Below are 17885 nucleotides of genomic sequence, written 5' to 3' on the forward strand. Positions count from 1 at the left end.
CAACCGATCAAGTAAGGAAAAGCGATGACAGATCAAAAGCTCAGAACAACGCAGGGCAACGGGCGCGTCTATGACAGTGTTCTCGACACAATCGGCAACACGCCTGTCATCCGGATCAACAATCTGGGGCCCAAAGGCGTCAACCTGTTCGTGAAATTCGAGGCGTTCAATCCCGCCGGGTCGGTCAAGGATCGTCTGGCCGTGAACATTATCGAGGCCGCCGAACGCAGCGGAGCGCTGAAGCCCGGCCAGACGGTTGTCGAGGCCACCAGCGGCAATACCGGCATCGGGCTGGCGATGGTCTGCGCGCAAAAGGGATACCCTCTGGTCGTCACCATGGCCGACAGCTTTTCGGTCGAGCGTCGTCGCCTGATGCGGATGCTGGGGGCCAAGGTGGTACTGACGCCGCGCGCAGAAAAGGGCTTTGGCATGTACCGCAAGGCCGCTGAACTGGCCGAGGCCCATGGCTGGTTGCTGGCCCGTCAGTTCGAGACCGAGGCCAATGCCGAAATTCACGCCGCCACCACCGCGCAGGAGATTCTGGGCGATTTCGACGGCCAGCGGCTGGATTACTTCGTCACCGGCTATGGCACTGGCGGAACGGTCACCGGAGTCGCCCGCGTTCTGCGCAAGGAGCGGCCCGAGACCAAGATCATCCTGTCCGAACCCGCAAACGCGCAGTTGATCGGCAGCGGCGTCGCCACCGAGCGGGGGCAGGACGGCGATCCGCTTGCCAGCCATCCGGCGTTCGAGCCGCATCCGATTCAGGGCTGGACCCCGGATTTCATTCCGGCGGTATTGCAGGAATCCATCGACAACGGCTTTTTTGACGAGCTGATCCCCGTCCCCGGCCCGACCGGCGTGGAATGGGCCGCAAAACTGGCCAGCCAGGAAGGCATCCTGACCGGGATCTCGGGCGGAGCCACCTTTGCCATCGCCATCGGCATCGCCGAAAAGGCCGAACCCGGCGCGTCGGTGCTGTGCATGTTGCCTGATACGGGAGAACGCTATCTCAGCACACCGCTGTTCGACGGCATCGCCGAGGACATGACCGACGAAGAGGTCACGATCTCGCAATCCACACCCGGTTATCAGATGCCCTGACATGACCGATCGTCTCTCAGCCCTCAGCACCGCATATGAGCGGGCGCTGGCCTATCGGCAAGGTGTTCAGGACCGGCCCTGCCCGCCCGAGAAAGCCTATGCCGAGATGCGCGCCATCTTTGACGAACCGTTTCCGGCAGAGGGGCTGGACGAGGTCGCGGTCATCCGGGACCTCGCCAACCGGGGCGAGCAGGGCCTGACCCATATGGTCCATCCGATGTTCTTCGGCTGGGTTCTGGGCGGCTCGGCCCCCGTGGGGGTGGCAGCAGATTGGCTGGTCAGCGCGTGGGGGCAAAATTCGGCCTTTCACCGGTCCTCGCCCACAGCCGCCGCAGTCGAGGAAACGGCGGCCCGCTGGCTGCTTGAGGTACTGGACCTGCCGCGCGCGGCGGCGGTCGGGTTTGTCACCGGCGGCACGGTGGGCAATTTCACCGCACTGGCCGCCGCGCGCGGAGCCATTCTGCGCCGTCATGGATGGGATCCGGATGACGACGGTCTGTTCGGTGCCCCGCCCATCACGGTCTATCTGGGGGATGATGCTCACACCTCGGTCCTGTCGGCGCTGGGGTATCTTGGCCTTGGCAGGCAGCGGGTGCGGCGTATCAAAACCGACGGCGAAGGCCGCATGATCGCCACCGATCTGGAACGTCAGATCGCTGGCCAGACCGGCCCTGCAATCATCGTGGCGCAGGCGGGTCAGATCAACACCGGAGCCTTCGACCCGTTCGGCCCGATCACGCAGATTGCCCGGCGCGCAGGCGCATGGGTGCATGTGGATGGCGCATTTGGCCTCTGGGCCCGGGCCCATCCATCTTACCGACATCTGACGGCAGATATCGAACACGCGGATTCGTGGAGTGTCGATGGCCATAAATGGCTGCAGACCCCGTTCGACAGCGGCTATGCCATCGTTCGGGATACGGGTGCGCTGCAAAAGGCGATGCGGATCGATGCCAGCTACCTGCCAGTTCAGGATGAAAACGACCGTGTGCCCTGTTTTCTGACCCCCGAGCTGTCCCGCCGCGCCCGCGGCCTGCCCACATGGGCGGTGCTGAAATCGCTGGGCCGCAAGGGCGTTCAGGATCTTGTCGGACGTCATTGTGAGCTCGCGGCTCGCATTGCGACCCGCCTGCGCGACGCTTATGGGGTCCGGGTTCTGAATGATGTCGTGCTGAACCAGATTGTCGTCAGCTTTGGCCCGGCTGAGGCCCCCGTGGAACAGCGAAAGGCGGCAACCGAGGCGGTCATCGCCAGAATCGCCGCGCAGGGCGCGATCTTTGTCGGCGGCAGCAAATGGCGCGACGAATGGGTGATGCGCATCTCGGTCATCTGCGATGCGACGCAGGCCACGGCGGCCGACAAGGTTGCCGATTTGATCCTGACAAGCTGGGCCGAAGTTCAGCGCGACATGGCGCTGACCGGCGGGGGGGTACCATGACCGGACCTCAGGTTGACAGACGTCTGGCGGCGATCATGATGATCGACGTCGTCGGCTATTCCCGGATGATGGGCCTTGACGAAGAAGGCACGCTGAACCGGTTGAAACACCTGCGTCAGACGGTGGTATCGCCGCAAACGGCCGCCTATCGCGGGCGCATCGTCAAGGTCATGGGCGACGGGGCGATCATCGTGTTTTCAAGCATCGTCGACGCCGCGAATTCTGCCATTTCCATGCAAAAGGCGCTGCACCGGACCGGGTCCGACGACGTCCGTCTGCGCATCGGCCTGACGCTGGGCGATATCATCATCGAAGGCAGCGACATCTATGGCGACGGCGTCAACATCGCCGCCCGGCTGCAGGAAATCTGCGCCCCCGGCGGGATCGCCCTGAGCGCCGGCGCGCATGAGCAGGTGCGCGGCAAGACCACCGAAGGCTTCACCAATGGCGGCGAGCGGGCGCTCAAGAACATCGCGCAGCCGGTGCGGGTTTTTCTATGGCCTGCCGAGACGGCGGATGACCCGACCCCACGCCCGGCCCCTACCCTGCCCGACAAACCCTCGGTCGCAGTTCTGCCGTTTGACAATATGTCCGGCGACCCCTCGCAGGAATATTTCGCGGATGGCGTAGTCGAGGCGCTAACGGCCGCCCTGTCCCGCATCCGGTCTTTCTTTGTGATCGCCCGCAATTCTGCCTTTGCTTACAAGGGAACGCCCATAAATGTCGGCCAGATCGGGCGCGAGCTTGGCGTGGCCTACCTGCTTGAAGGCTCGGTCCAGCGGGCACAGGGGCGGATCAGGATCACCGTGCAGCTGATCGAGACCTCGACCGGCGCGCATCTGTGGGCCGAGCGCTATGACGGATCGGATGACGATCTGTTCGAACTGCAGGACCGGATCACCGAGCAGGTGGCGGGGGCCATCCTGCCCTCGATCCAGAGGGCCGAGATCGAACGGGTCTCGCGCAAGCCGCCGGGCAGCCTTGGGGCCTATGACCACACGATGCGGGCCATGCGCCATGTCTGGGCGTTGGACAAGAACGAGGCCGCGACCGCGCTGGGGCATCTGGAAAAGGCGCTGTCCATCGACCCTGACTATCCGCTGGCGCTGGCATTGGCCGCTTGGTGCTGGGCGCAGCATTCCGTCTATAACTGGGTCGAGGATATGAGCGCCGCCAAGTCAAAGGCGCTGGACCTGGCCGAACGCGCCGCCCGGCTGTCGTCCGAAGACCCGCTGATCCTGGCCGTTCTGGGCACGGTCCACACCTTTGCCCGCAATTACGACGTCGCCCGCGTCCTGCTGGAGCGCGCCATCTCGCTTGATCCCAACGCGGCCTGGGCCCATTCGCGGCTGGGCTGGCTCGAGGTTTATTCGGACAACCCGGCTGCGGCGCTGCCACAGTTCGAACAGGCGATCCGGCTCAGCCCGCTGGACCCGATGAATTTCAACAACTATGTCGGCATCGCCAGCGTGCATCAGCTGACCGAAAACTATGACCTGTCCGCCGACTATTTCCAGCGCGCCATCATCGAGCGGCCCACCGCCCACTGGATTCACCGCAATCTGGCCCCGGTCCTTTTGGCCGCCGGGCGCGAGGCCGAAGCAGAAGATTCCAAGGCCATCCTGTTCTCGAAATTCCCCGACCTGACCATCGAACGCTACAAGCAGGCCATGGTCTTTTCACCACCCGCGCTTGAACGGATATCGGTCTATCTGCGCCAGTTGGGCATGCCCGAACGCTAAGCGCCCTTGGCTTGACAACACATCCCCCGCACCCAACATTGGTTATCAGAGGCGAGGCCATGACACTCTGGCAAGGCTCGCCCCCTCGATGTTCACCCATGACCGCCGCAGGCACAGCTATGCTAGGCGGTCCAAGCAGGAGGATATCACCATGGAAACAGTCTCGGTCATCGCCGTTCTCATCTCCGGGCATGGTGCCCCCGACGATACCGTGATGACACAGGCGGGAAATGGGCTTCGCCGCTTAGGTTTCGAGGTCTATCCCGGCGGCCCCATGGCGCTGACCGTCAATGCACAGCCCGAGCAGCTTGCCAATGTGTTTGGGTTGCAGCTTGAGGTCGGGGCCGACGGGCAGATAAAATCCATTGGGAACCCGGCCGTCATCCCGCCCGATCTTGCGCCGTTTGTGGATCGCATCGAAATCCCGACGCGGCACGAAACCTTCCCCTGATCACGTTGTCAGCGGAAAGCCCCCAAGGGGGCTTTCCTGACGGTACCGTCAATCACAACAGCACGACACAGTTGCTGCTGACCGAGTTGTTTGCGGTGTTGGACTCAAGCACACCGTCGCCGGCCACCGCATTCACCGTGATGCGGAATTCGCAGCTTTCGGGATTGTAGCAGCGCCCGGGGATTGGCACCGAGATCTGGGCCTCGGCGCCGGGTTGGCCTGCCGGTGCCAAAGGTGGCGTTGGCACCTCGACCGCCCCGCCGACATTGGAAAACTCGACCCGCGTCGTTGTGGCCGCCGCAGCACCCGGACCGAGGTTCCGCACGATGATAGCAAGGTTCTGCGGTGTCTCACAGAAGTTGGAGGGGAAGAATGGTGGCCCCGGCGGGAAAGGCGGCACCGGCACAAGATCGGGCAGCTTCTTACCCGGATCCTCACCCGGCGGCGTTTCCGGCGGTGTCTCGGGCGGGCGCTTCTTCTTGGTGATGCGGGTCGGTTCAACAGTCTCGATATCCAGCGTCTCGACCTGTTCATCGGCACCCGCGGCTGTATAGACCGCCACAACCTCAAGCGGCGCGCGCGACTGAAGGGTCACAAAGCCCTTCAGGAAACAGCATTCGGGCAGGCCGACCGCATCCATGATATCCGCGCAATCGATCTCGAGCGCCTCATTCGGCCCGAGACGCAGGACAGATGTCTTGCTGACATGGCCGGGCTTTTCATTTGGCAGCGCAACCGAGACACGCTTGCGGAACCGGATCGTCTCATTGCCCGGGTTCATGATGTTTATCGCGGTAAAATAACGCCCCGCAGCAACCACCCCGGGTTTGGCACAACCGCAAACGAACTTGACCTTATAGTCGAGACGCTCAAGCTCTTCTTCGTCTTTGCCGTCGTCCTTGTCCTTACAACCACATTTGTTCCCGCAGCGCGCCATCGTGGCAACCACCGCTGCCGTCGCGTCGATCAGACCGCCACCTGTCGCCAGATCGGGACCCACGGTTGCATTATGCGGCCCCGGCGGCTGATTGGCCGCGGCGTTGGTTGCACCTTGCGTCACGTCCCGGCCCGTGCCCGAAAGGATGCTTTTGACCTCATGGGGCTTCAGGTCCGGACAGCACTCAAGCATCAGGGCAGCGACACCCGCAGCCTGCGGGCACGACGCCGACGTGCCGCTGATGCAGGCCCAGCCGTCATCGGCGGCGGTTTCGTCGCCATTGGGGAACGCGCCCCCCGACAGCCCAGTGTCGATCGAGCTTCCGGGCTGCAGCGGCAACATGATGTAAATACCGCGCGGCTGCATCCCGACCAGACCGCACACATCGGGCACCTGCCGCCCGGGGAAGATCGGCGTGGTGAAGCTGCTGGCATAGTCCGAAGCCTCGAGCGTGCCATCGGGGTGGGCAAAGACGCCGCCGATGGCGATGACATCCTCGTGCATCGCCGGCCAGCCGATATGCCCGTTCCCCGCCGAAAAGCAGACAACAATACCGCGCGCCACCGCCTCGGCAATGGCCGCAGCCAGCGGGATCTCGTCAGGGGGTATGGCGTTGAACGGCGGCGTCGGCAGGCTGCGCCCCCAACTGTTGGTGATGATGTTGGGATGCAGATCCACGGCAGTAGCAAAGGCAGCCGTCGCGTTCGCAAGATTGGTTTTCACCGGCATGAAATGCGCATTTGGCGCACCCGCACAGGCGTTACCCAGTTCCGAGGTCCCATGTCCGTTCAGATCGTCCAGCGGGTTGGTTCCCAGGCTGTCCGGCGACAACACCGCCTGATCCACATTGTAACCGCGCGAGATGTAGAACGGGTGGCGATAGAACCCGGTATCCACCATGGCCACGCGCACCCCTTTTCCGCTAAAGCCCAGTCGATGCGCCTTGTCGGTATTCAGAAACAGGTTCACGTCACCCGGAATATCCAGATGGTGATACCCCACACTGGGCGGCAACGGAGATTGCATGAACTCATGCGGTGTCGGCAGCACGGCCGCATCGACAACATCGCTCAGATCGTCGGCCGCGTGCAGCACCTTTTCCTCGGCCTTGCCCGAGATGAAGAAGGACGGGGCTGTCTCGTTCAGCCCCTGCGCATTCTGAAAGATGCCGACATCACGGGCAGCCAGTTCGACGCCGAAATGGCTGGCAACGCGCGCTGCCGGAGCCTGCACGGTGATCGACGTGTTGCCGACCCGCACGACGTCAAGATTGGCATTCTTCAGCCTGCGGCAGGCCTCATCAATCGCCGCTCGGTCGGCAAAGTACTGGCGGACATTTGCCGCCGAAAGCTCTGTTGCCGATAGCAGCGACGGTTTGTTGGCGGATTTCGGAATGACCTCGAAACTGATCGTGTCATTGTCTCCGGTACGCCGGGTCTTGGGCTTTGGGGTCTTCGCCATGATACACTCCTTGAAAATAGAAGCTGGCGAGATACCGGACCGGTTGTGAAATATGGTCCGAAGCAGGAAATGGTCCGGTGATCGACGCTGTGCGTGCGTAATCTCACCAATCTGAAATCTATGAACTAATAGTCTGCTGTAACGCGTCAGGCGCGATTGCATCCGGACGCTTGCTGATTTTCCGCACCCGGCACTATACCGCTCCGGGAATTATTGTTATCGCTTTCTCTTATCACGTTAGTGACGAAATTTCAAGGTGACCGCTTCTACGCGCCACCCAATCCCCGAAGCGCGACCACTCTGGCGGGAACAACGGCTGCGTGTCGCCGCTGTAAATCAAGGTCATGATCAGGTCTTGGCTAGGATCGCCAGAGTTCGGCAAACGCGGCCCCGGCGGCCGCAAGACCGGCCTCAGGTTCCGCAGCCGCGCTATGATTCGACTTTTTTGCAATTTTGTGAGACGCTTATCAGGCCGTTTTTTGTTTGGAGAGTGGAGGTATGGTCCCGTCGCGGCTGATTTATTTGACGTTTTTTGTTTTAAGCTTTGGTGTGTGGACGCCGGCGGTTTTGGCGCAAGATGCTGAGACGCCATCCATAAATCCCGGAGATGAGCCGCAGACAGCGGCTTCGTTGCGAAAGATACTTGCGCTGCTCGAGCAGGAAATCTCGCGCGCGCAGTCCTCAAAGGATCGGATCGCGGAAGATATCTCTGCGGCCGAAGTCAGCCTGTCCGAGTTGCAGGCCCAGATCGCCACAGCCGACTCCGAACGGCTTGAGAACGCGTCGCGCATCGCCGAGTTGGAAGAAGCCCGCAGCTTGTTGGCAAAAGAGCTTGAAGCAAACCAAGAGACGATTGCGGCCCAGCGCGCCGAACTTGTTGATCTGCAGGCCGCCTCACAAGCGGCCACTGTCCGGCTGGCCGAACTGAACCTCGAGCTTGAGACGGCGGCGGCGGATGCCGGCAACCTTGAACAGCTCAGGCTCGAGATACGCGATCTGGAAAGCAAGAAGGAAGCGGATCGTATGCTGGCCGATGAGCTAAAGGCCGAAGTCGCCACCCTGACCCGCGGCCAGGTCGAGGCGAATATCGAACTGGACACTTTGGGCGGAACGCTGACCTCAACCCGGGCTGATCTGGATGCGATGACGTCCGAAATCTCGGAAAAACGCGGCGAGCTTGATCAGCTGACCGCCGCGGTGGCCGAACGGCAGGCCGCGGCCGATGAGGCCCAGTCAATCCTGACCGGATTACAGGGCAATATCGAGGGGGTAACTGCCGACCTGAAGCGTGTCCAACAGGCAGTGCAGTTGCGTCGGGTCGAAGAGGAAGAGCTGAAGGCTGCAATCAGCACGGCCAGCGCGCGGAAAGAGGAGCTCGAGGTCGCGCTGACTGCGCTGCAGGAACAGGAAAGTAGCATGCGGGCGGATCTTGAGAAGCTCGAGGCTGAAAGCTCTGGCTTGTCCCGCAACTCGACCGACACGGCAGCCCGTGTCGCTTCGGCAGAGCAGTCGGTTCAGGGTCTACTTGATCAAAAGAAAAAGCTGGGGGCTGATCTGATACGCACTGGCGAGGAACTGGAGACCCTGCGCGCAGGCATTGTCGAGTCCGAGGCCAGACTGAGCGCAGCTCGGAATCAACAGACATCGGCTGAGCAAGACCTGACAGGGGTTAAGCAGGAACTGGCTGCGGCACAGTCCGAACTGGACGAGACCCGCGAGGCGATGTCAGTCGAGATGGCAACGCTTGCAGCGGCGCGGTCGCGCGCTGAGAACGCAACCGAAAGCGCGTTGCAGGAGAAAGAGCAGGCCGAGGCGGTGCTTTCTGAAACTCAGGCCGAACTGGCCCTCTTGCAGCAGCAGGTCCCTGATATTGAAGAGAGTATTTCGCAACAACAAGCGCTTGAGGCTGAGATTGCCGAGGCGCGCACGACGCTTGAAGGGCTAAGGGCCGATATCGACGCGCAAACGTCGCAGCAAAACAGCGCAAATGACGCGTTGGAGGCGCTGCGCGCGCAATCCGCGTCGGCCCGCAGCGAACTTGACCAACAAGAGGCGCGCCTTACCGAACTGACCGCCGAGTTACAGACCGTGTCCGATGATCTTGAGACCGGCGAACAAGCCAGGCTGGATCTCGCAGCATCTGTTGACGATCTTCGCCGGAACCGTGACGAGTTGACGGATGAACTTCTAACGTTGCGGGAAGAAGTCACACAGGTCACTGACCAGCGTGACGCCGCCCGGTCCGAGGCCGCCGAACTGGAAACCCAGGCTGCAAACCTTAGCGCCGAAGCGCAGGCCGCGGCCGAGGAACGCGATCGCGTCTCGGCCAGCCTTCAGCAAACCTCGGACAACGCAGCAACAGCCGAGCAGGAATTGGCCCGGCTTGAGGCCGCGTTAGAGGAACGTCAGGCCGAACTTGATCGCATGACCGCCGACATTCAGGACGCCAACGCGCGCGCTGCCGAGGCGGCGGAGGCCGAGCAATCCTTTGCCAATATTACCACCCGGATCGCGGAGGCCGAAACCGAGCTTGACGCGACGCAGACCGAGATCAGCGCCGCCCGCGCCGAACTGGAAAGCGCCACGCAAGAGGCTGCGGCAGCAACGCAGCAAAGGGACACGACCGCAGCCGAGATTGCAGAGCTGGAAGAAACCGCGACCCGTGCCAAGCAGGCCGCCGAAGCTGCGGTGCAACAGCAACAGGAAAGTCAGGCGGAACTGGCCCGGGTGGAAACCAGCGCCACCGCCGCCCGCGCCGAGCTTGACGCATTGCGCCAGCAGGCTGCCGCCTATCGCGACGAGCTGTCCAGTATTGCAACCAATCTGGGAGAGTTGCAGCGCCGCGCGGTTGCGGTCGAGCCGCAGCCTCCGCAATCCACCGACCAGATTCAAACTGAGCCAGAGGTGAGCACTCCGCCAACGGATCAGATCGTGCAGCCCGCCGCTGCCTCTCCTTCTGTTCCTTCTGTGCGGGGGGATGAAAAATCCATTGATCTGGTCAGGAGCATCCTGAGCGGCGCACCCGGTCTGGCCGAGCTGCCCGGAGGGATCGTGGATGCTCTGGCCGCCGATCTGGCCAGCGGGACATGCGCGGTCGACGCGCTGGAAGCTGCCGTCGGCGAGATCAATCGGCACACCCTGCTCCATTTGGTCAGGTCAGGAGAGTTCTGTTAGTTTTTGTTGTTTAAGGGAGGATAAAATGGATTGGTTCAAGCTGAGAAAGCTGCTCGGCCGTGTGGCGCTTCTGGCGGCTTTTGGCATCGCCGCGCCCGCCGCCGCGTCGGCGTTCGAGCGCAACATTCTGACAGGCGGGCCGACAGGCACATATATTCAGATCGGTGGCGACATGAGCGGCCTGGCCTCAGCCTGCGGGATCGAATTGAACGTCCGCGAAAGCGCTGGGTCGCTTGAGAACTTTCTGGGGGTCCGCAAGCGTCGGCACACGCAGCTGGGCATCGTTCAGAGCGATGTGCTGGAATATCTGAAAACCTATTCCAGCGAAGACCCCGAGATCGCCCGCGCCATATTTGGCGTCCGGATCGCATTTCCGTTGTATAACGAAGAGGTTCACATTCTGGCCAAGCGCGATGTCAACTCGCTGGCCGATCTGAATGGCCGCCGCGTCGCCGTCGGCGTCGAAGACAGCGGAACATTCCTGACCGCATCGCTGGTGCTGGACCTTGCCGGGGTGGTCCCGGCCGAGCGTCTGACCATCAACGCCGACACCTCGCTGCAGATGCTGCAGGATGGCACGATTGACGCCTTCTTCTATGTCGCGGGCGCACCGACGAAGATCTTCCAGACCGATGCCATAGATCCTGAAAAACTGCACCTGCTCTCGGTAACCGATCCCACACTATCGGCGGTTTACACGCCGTCGAAGATCGAGGCGGGCACCTACCCGTTCCAGACGGACACCATTGATGTTGTTGCGGTCAAGGCCGTTCTCATGACCTATGAATACACGCCGCAGCGCAATGCCTATCACCGTGAAAGCTGCAAGGCGGTGTCGGACGTGGCCCATCTGATCGCAAAAGAGTTCAATACACTGCAGGCCTCGGGCCATCCGAAATGGAACGATGTCGATCTCAACGACATTCCGCCCGGATGGAATATTTCTCAATGCGTCAATGAAGGCCTTAGCGCGGACTACCAGCTTGATTGCGGTCCGGTCGCCGCATCGGCCGAACAGCCCAATATCGAAAGCGAGGCAAACGCCGCTTATCGCAGCAGAATCTGCGCGGTCATCGGCTGCTAAGCCAACCTGTGGCGCGATCGGGTGCTATTCCGGCCCGATCGCGAACCAGTCCGAGGCCACCTCGGCACCGCTTCGGTCCTGCGCAATGATGCGCCATTGCCGCGCCTCATCGGGCGCGGTCGTGCGAACCGCCGAGGTCACCAGATCGGGCAGGTTCAGAACGGCATCCCCCGACGCCGACGCAAGTTCAACACGGTAGGACGCCGGATCAGCCCCTTCCGCGCTTGTCCAGACCAGTTCGACGGAACCACCCGCCAACTTGCGCGCAAAAAGCGGCGACGGCTCGGTCAGCGCCCCGTCTTCAAATGGCAAAGGCAGGTCTTCGAGGCGGCTGGCTGCCCCGTCAATCCCGGCAGCGGCCATGTCATACCACGCCCGCGCCAGAACAAGATCCACCGGCACCCCCTCGCCCGTCTCGTAAATCTGCCCTAGGTAATAGGCCGAGCGCGCATGCCCCAAAAGAGCGGCGCGGGCATAGCCGACGACTGCCGCATCCGAGGCTGAACCGGCCAGATCCAGAGCGGCCAGATACTGCCCGGTCGCAGTCGGCTCGGCATCGGCAAGCGCGGCCGAAATTCTTGCCAACCGCGCCTCATGCACTCCGGCCTCGCGGGGTTGCGGAGGTGGCGCAGCAATAACGTCCTCAACCGCAGGCGCATCCTCGGTCACCTCTTGCGAACCGGCAACGGCTTCTTCGCGCAGGGCAACCAATTGCTGCCAGAACGCACGCCCTGGTCCCGACACTGCCCAAACGACTCCCGCCGCGCCCACCAGAACCGCCGCGGCCACCGTTATTTTGCGGCCAACCCCTGCCCCGGCAACGTCCGATCGAGCGGTGTCGGTGCTTGTTTCAAATCCGGATGCATCGGTTTCAAAGCCCGCACCCGAGAGCGCGTGCCTGAGGACCGCACCAGACCCTTCCGCGCCTTCTGCGCTGACGGCCTGCTTGTCGAGACGCTTGGTCCCGGCAAGAACGGCAATACGGCGGACCTGCGCCTTGTCCAATTTGGGCAGATCGCCCCGATCGGCCTGTTCCAGAATTTGCCCGCAGATCGCATTGATCCGTGCCGGATGCCCGCTGGTCAGGCCAAAAATCTCGTGTATCGCATCCTTGCCAAGCCGCTGGTCGCCCTGCTCAATTTCTGGGAACCGCGCGCGGATATACCCGGCCACGTCATCTTCGTTCATGAAATCCAGTGTGAAGGCCGGCCCCGTCAGGTCGGGCCGCACCCCGGACAAGACGTCAGTCATGCCCGGGCGCCCCACAAAGACGAGTTTCAACAGGGGGCGGTCCCCGGCATTCTGCGCGCACAGTTCGCACAGCGCGCCAAGATACAGGTTCGACAGTTCGTCGGCATTATCAACAACTAGAACCGGAAACCTTTGCGCCGCGTGAAGTGAGCCCAGCAGGCGAACCAATTCGGCCCGGTTGCGGTCGGCATTTTCTGACGGCTCGCCCTTGGGATCAAAAGCCGACAGGACATCGGCCATGGCGTCGCCGGAAAACTGATCGACAGCGTACAACGCACGCACAACGAAGCCCGAGGTGTTTCTGGCAATCAGTTCACGAACCATCGAGGTCCGTCCGGACCCGTCGCGACCGACAAAAACCGTCATGGGGGCCCGGCTGGTTACCGCAAAGTTCAGACGCTCAAACGCAAGCTTGTGCGCCTGGCTCCAATAGACGGGGCCGCGCTCGTCTGACCCGGCAATCGCTCCGGAAGACAGGTCCGGTTGCGCCTTAGTCCCTTCCATATCTCCCAACTCGCCCTCTACGTAGCTACACTTACCATCGTGGCCCCGAAACAGCGAGTTTCGACCGATGACCACACACTATTGAACCCGTTGCCGATGTCGAAAGGTGCCAAAAGCCGCCTCGGACGATGTCAGAGGTCGGCACGGCACCAGTCGCAATCAACACGTTGTATTTTGCCGGAAAAAGAGCATTAAATCTAGGCTCAAGACGCCGGGAAAAGCGGTCCGGGCGGACAGGTCCCGCTTTTCCTTGGGGATCGGGCCATCAACCTATCGACGAGATGACACGTTGCCGGACACAAAGACCTGAATGTCCCCGCACCGGCAACAATGGCTCATTCCTTGGCCAGATATGTCCAGGTCGGTCCGGCGGTTTCGCCTGATCCGTCCGGCAAGGGTATGCGCATCAGTTTCTGCGCCAGAGATTTGATGTCATACATCGCCGGGATCAACATGCGCAGGGCCGCCTTGTCCTTGTTGAAGGCAGTATTCAGCCCGTCCAGCAGCCCGGTCCATGCCCGATTGAACTCGGCGGATATTGCGGCAATCTCTGGGATTTTGCGGAAATCACGCTCGGACGGATCGTCGCGCATGGGGGAAACGGCGCTCCAATCGACGATCAGATCGCCGCCAGATGGCGGGTCGTTCACGCCGTCATCGGGGTGGTAGTAGCGGCTGTGCAGGATCTCGTTGAACTTGAAGTAGTGCGCGATGTCCTCGTGCCCTTCGGGGCCGGGAATGATGTCTCCATCCCCGGCCCGGTGCCCCAGATCGGCACCTTCGCCTTCCTCCATGATCTCTTTGATAGCCTTCAGCGCGGCCTTGCGGCGCTGCGGCGGTTTGCCGGTCACCTCGATCACCTCGCCGCCAGCACCAAAATAGTCATCGTTGGTGATCTGCCGCTTGTCGTCGCCAATGAAGATGGCCTCATCACCGAACTTATCGCAGGCTTTCTCCAACTGATCGCGGATATAAATGTAGAACCCCCCGATCGTGTGGTAGTCGCCCTTCTTGGCCGGGCCGGTATCCTTGGGTGCCGCTTCGATCAGGCGAAAGCTTTTGACCTGTTCCGGCGTGAACCGGCGCAGGCGGACCGTCGGGCCGCGCCCGCCCAGCAGGGCCGTGGGATAACTGGGCAAGAGCGCGGGGTTGTTCAGCTGCGGCTTGCCGCCGATAGCGTTCATGACGTTGGCCACCAGCACCATGTGCAGCATCTCCTCGACCATGACCTGACGGATCACCTCGATCGGTTCGGCATTCACGATCGTGGGTTCGGACCGATCATACTGCCCCTGCTCGAGTATCGAATAGCAGGCTGTCGCATAAGGTGGGATCGTCGAAAGCTCCAACATCAGCGCGTCCTGAAGCAGGCCGCACAGCCGCTTGCGCGTCTCGGTCAGTTTGTCCTTCGAAGTCATTTCGCAGCCCCTTTCCGAACAGCGGCCCTGATGGCCCTTGCGGCCCTGTAGGCCATGGCTGACAGGGTCAGCGTCGGGTTCGACGTCGCAATTGTCGGCATCGAGCCCGCCCCCACCAACCACAGATTGTCGTGGTCCCAGGCCTGCATCACATCGTTGGTCACCGAGTTCTGCCTGTCGGTGCCGATCCGGTGGGTTCCGACCAGATGACCGGCCCCGAAGAAGGTGTATCCCCGGCCATCGTAGGTGAAATAGCCGGCATCAGACGGGTCATAGGCCGTGTGGTTGCGGATACCCAGCCGCTGAAAGATTTGCCCGGTGGCATCGGACGCCGCGGCCAGCCCGGCGCGCGAGTAGTCGTCGATGTCATAGCTGATCACCGGACGGTATTCGCCCATCGGCGTGCGATAGGCCGGGTCGATGGTCACGCGGTTGGTGGCGCGGGGCAGCTGCTCGACCAGCGTTCCGATGCGAACCTGCCGCTGAACATCGTGATAAAGCTTGTCGCGCAGCGCCTTGCCGTACAGGTTTTCCTGCTCGACCAGCCGCGCCACATCCGAGTTCGGCGCACCGGTCGCAAAGTTCCAGCCCCAGTTGCCAATCTCAAGCCGGAACGCCGCGGTTTTGTCGCGAAACACGCCATCCCGGAAGTTCGCATAGCTCGAGGTCGAGCCCGGTCCGCGAAACGGGCCAACCGGTTCCGGCGCAGCACCCCATGTTATCATATAGGGGTGGTCCATCAGGTTGCGCCCCAACTCGCCACTGGTCCGGCAAATGCCCGAAGAAAGGGCCAGTGTCACATTCTCGACCGCGCCGCCTGCAAGCACATACTGCCTGCCCCTGGCGCGACGCAGATCGTATTGAGCAACGCCGGGGAACGGGTACTTCTTGTAGACGATGCCCGACACCCGGCCGTCTTCACCCAGTTCCACCTTGGATGCCACCGCCTGTGTGACCGTGGTCATCAGATGTTTGCCGGTATGTTTTGCATCCTCCAGCGTCTTCATGGCGTTGTATTTGGCCTGAATGGGACAGATCGGGATGCAGCTTGAGTTGCCCTCGCACCGCTGCCCCATATAGGCAAATGGCCCCGTCGCACCACGCGGGCGGAACTGCGGGCGCATCTCGCCCCCGACCGGAATGCCCTTGGCAGTTTTCGGCCGCCGTGGCGTCGAGTTGCGACCTTGTGGCGTGCGGGACACCTTCAGCTTGACCGTATCCCGCGCATCCTGACCGACCTCGATCGGGGTCCCGTCCGCGCGGGCGAAGAAGTTGTCGACATAGGACGACGGCACCGAATGCATCGGGAAATCATAGCCCTTTGCAAAATAGCCCCGGTCGTCATGCGCGCCCGAGGTGCGAATGCCCAACGCCTTGGGTGTCTGCTCGTCCGCATCCGCCGAGACGCCGATTTCCCACTCGGCCCGCTCGTAATCGGCGCGCAGGTCCTGATAGCCAAAGGGCCAGTCGACCCCTTTGCCGAACCGGGTCTGCATTTCGAAATCGGCGGGCATCATCCGCAGGCTGGTCCCCAGCCAATGCAGCGACGTGCCACCATAGGCGCGCAGATAGTTGCTGCCGAAAGGCAGCGGTCCGCGTTGCACGAAATAGCCATTGGTGTCGGGCTCGGTCCCCCGCACCGCCGTGATGTCAAGGACCGAGGGCGACGGCAGCGTCGGAAGATCGGGATAGGGCGAGTTCGGTGTCTTCGCCAGCGACTGGTAATACTGATCCAGATAAGACCGATAGGTTTCCCACGTCTTGCCATGGTCCGCACCGGCCTCGAGGATCAGCACGGTATGGCCTGCCGAGACCAGCTCTTTCGCCAGAATGCCGCCCGCAAACCCCGCGCCCACGATCACGACATCATAGGTGGTCTCGTCGTCGGTTACTGCATTCATTGGTCCGCCCCCCGCTTTGCCGGAGGTTCAAGGCTCCACGCCCCGAAACCCTGCTGCTTGGCACCCATCGGGTGTGCGCCGATGGCATCCCAGACCAGCCCCTCTTTGTAGGACCGGGTCGAGATGATCTTGACCACGTCAAAGCGCGATGCGCCGTAGCTTTCGCGCCAGTCCTGCGGCAGCGGAACCCATTGCCCGGTATACCAAAGCTGAATCAGCGAACGGGCCACAGGACCCAGACATTTGTCGGACAGATAGGCCCGGCGGATGATCTCATCATCATCGGATTTGCCCAGCGCCGGTGCATGGGACAGGAACCGTTTCAATATCTCAGTCGGCAGGACCAGCCGCAGCCGATGCCAGTATTCCATGGCGCAGCCCGTGCCCTGCAGCTCGGCGCTGTCGTAACCGGTCAAGGCCGCGCAGACAGTCAGAAAGGCCTGATAGTCGGGCGTCTGGTCATGCGTGGTCATGGCGGTCTCCGTCGATGGCGTCCACGTAGAAGCCGCGCGGTTCGAAACAGGCGGGCGGGCTTTCGAAGACCTGCACCGCCACCGGGGTCTTGTCGGTGAACAGTGCGCGCATGTCGCGGGTCATCGGAAAGTCGTTCTTGCCCAGCTTCAGCTCAAAGCTTTTGGCCACCCGTTTGCCATCGCGGTTGGTTAGCATCGCCGTCTCGAACAGGCCCGAGATCGTCCATCTAGTCCAGACCGTGCGGCCGAGGCCGGTTGCAAACTCGGGGATCGGGGTGCAGTTCGTCATCGTCCACTGATCGCCCGTTAGCTGGCCCAGATCTGCTGTCAGATCGTAAACGATGGTCTGCGGGTCGTCGGGGTTGACCAGCTGTATCCACCAGTTTTTCGGGGAAATCGGCGGCTGGCCCTTCATTTTGGCGTTCAGCGACGGCACTTTGTAGTTGAACTGCCCCAGAAACTTGGGCTCGCCAAATGCCTGCCGCCCGGCCTTGACCGCCATCGCATTATCCGCCGCAACATGGATCCGCAGATGGCCGATGGTCTTGGTCTGATCGCGCCCGTGCAGATATTCCGTCAGGGTCATCTTCGGAACCCCCGGCACCCTGTTAGAGGGATAGGCCAACAGGTTGAATTCAACCTCGTTCACGGTACCCAGCGAGTTGTCGTAATGCGCAGTATAGCGTTGAAAATTCAGCAGGATGACGGCCTTGTTCTGGCCCTTGCCATCGGGAAACTCGGCCACACACAGACCGGTGCCCTCAACAAAGGGCTTGGCCCGTTCGACTGAGGTGTACCAATACATCCATTGGCATTGCAGAGAGGCATAGTAGAAGGGGAACGTATCGAACTGCTTTGGCAGCTTGGGCATCACGCCGGTGACATCCGTCTGATGGCACCGGTTGCCTTTGGATTTCTTCCTAGTCATCTTGGCTGTGTCCTCCCCA

At 61.9% G+C, this 17885-nt stretch carries 12 protein-coding genes; 6 read left to right on the forward strand and 6 right to left on the reverse strand.

Annotated elements, in window-relative coordinates; genetic code table 11:
• Positions 1–24: 24 nt before the first annotated feature.
• The 4 genes from ACR0J1_RS03745 to ACR0J1_RS03760 all read left to right on the forward strand — a co-directional run bounded on the left by ACR0J1_RS03745 (position 25) and on the right by ACR0J1_RS03760 (position 4735).
• Positions 25–1104, forward strand: a complete 1080-nt coding sequence (locus ACR0J1_RS03745) for a PLP-dependent cysteine synthase family protein (protein ID WP_480730622.1) — start codon at positions 25–27, stop codon at positions 1102–1104.
• Position 1105: 1 nt separating this feature from the next.
• A complete protein-coding gene (locus ACR0J1_RS03750; RefSeq protein WP_480730624.1) occupies positions 1106–2542 on the forward strand; it encodes a pyridoxal phosphate-dependent decarboxylase family protein in 1437 nt (478 codons plus the stop codon).
• A complete protein-coding gene (locus ACR0J1_RS03755; protein ID WP_480730626.1) occupies positions 2539–4284 on the forward strand; it encodes a tetratricopeptide repeat protein in 1746 nt (581 codons plus the stop codon). Before ACR0J1_RS03750 ends, ACR0J1_RS03755 begins: the two co-directional genes overlap by 4 nt.
• A gap of 151 nt (positions 4285–4435) precedes the next feature.
• Positions 4436–4735 carry a hypothetical protein gene (locus ACR0J1_RS03760; RefSeq protein ID WP_480730628.1) on the forward strand — a complete coding sequence of 100 codons (300 nt, stop codon included), beginning with the start codon at positions 4436–4438 and terminating at the stop codon, positions 4733–4735.
• Between the two features lie 52 nt (positions 4736–4787).
• Here the strand turns inward: ACR0J1_RS03760 and ACR0J1_RS03765 are convergent, their stop codons facing one another.
• Entirely contained in the window at positions 4788–7133 is a 2346-nt protein-coding gene (locus ACR0J1_RS03765) for a S8 family serine peptidase (RefSeq protein WP_480730630.1), read from the reverse strand.
• 630 nt (positions 7134–7763) lie between these two features.
• On the opposite strand from ACR0J1_RS03765, the gene ACR0J1_RS03770 reads away from it, so the two are divergent.
• Together ACR0J1_RS03770 and ACR0J1_RS03775 are read left to right on the forward strand one after the other, a co-directional pair.
• Positions 7764–10307, forward strand: coding sequence for a coiled-coil domain-containing protein (locus tag ACR0J1_RS03770; protein ID WP_480730632.1), 2544 nt, complete (start codon positions 7764–7766; stop codon positions 10305–10307).
• Positions 10308–10332: 25 nt separating this feature from the next.
• Positions 10333–11391: a TAXI family TRAP transporter solute-binding subunit gene (locus ACR0J1_RS03775; RefSeq protein ID WP_480730634.1), complete on the forward strand. Its 1059-nt coding sequence runs from the start codon at positions 10333–10335 to the stop codon at positions 11389–11391.
• Positions 11392–11415: 24 nt separating this feature from the next.
• Here the strand turns inward: ACR0J1_RS03775 and ACR0J1_RS03780 are convergent, their stop codons facing one another.
• The 5 genes from ACR0J1_RS03780 to ACR0J1_RS03800 all read right to left on the reverse strand — a co-directional run bounded on the left by ACR0J1_RS03780 (position 11416) and on the right by ACR0J1_RS03800 (position 17866).
• Positions 11416–13146 carry an AAA family ATPase gene (locus ACR0J1_RS03780; protein WP_480730636.1) on the reverse strand — a complete coding sequence of 577 codons (1731 nt, stop codon included), beginning with the start codon at positions 13144–13146 and terminating at the stop codon, positions 11416–11418.
• A 335-nt stretch (positions 13147–13481) separates the two neighbouring features.
• Positions 13482–14564: a ferritin-like domain-containing protein gene (locus ACR0J1_RS03785; RefSeq protein WP_480730637.1), complete on the reverse strand. Its 1083-nt coding sequence runs from the start codon at positions 14562–14564 to the stop codon at positions 13482–13484.
• The gene (locus ACR0J1_RS03790; protein WP_480730639.1) at positions 14561–16465 is read right to left on the reverse strand and encodes a GMC family oxidoreductase; all 1905 of its coding nucleotides are present in this window, start codon (positions 16463–16465) and stop codon (positions 14561–14563) included. The genes ACR0J1_RS03785 and ACR0J1_RS03790 overlap by 4 nt, the downstream gene beginning before the upstream one ends.
• Positions 16462–16938, reverse strand: coding sequence for a hypothetical protein (locus tag ACR0J1_RS03795; RefSeq protein ID WP_480730641.1), 477 nt, complete (start codon positions 16936–16938; stop codon positions 16462–16464). Before ACR0J1_RS03795 ends, ACR0J1_RS03790 begins: the two co-directional genes overlap by 4 nt.
• The gene (locus tag ACR0J1_RS03800; protein ID WP_480730643.1) at positions 16925–17866 is read right to left on the reverse strand and encodes a hypothetical protein; all 942 of its coding nucleotides are present in this window, start codon (positions 17864–17866) and stop codon (positions 16925–16927) included. The genes ACR0J1_RS03795 and ACR0J1_RS03800 overlap by 14 nt, the downstream gene beginning before the upstream one ends.
• Positions 17867–17885 lie beyond the last annotated feature (19 nt).

It is taken from the genome of Ruegeria sp. CJ3 (assembly GCF_056536725.1).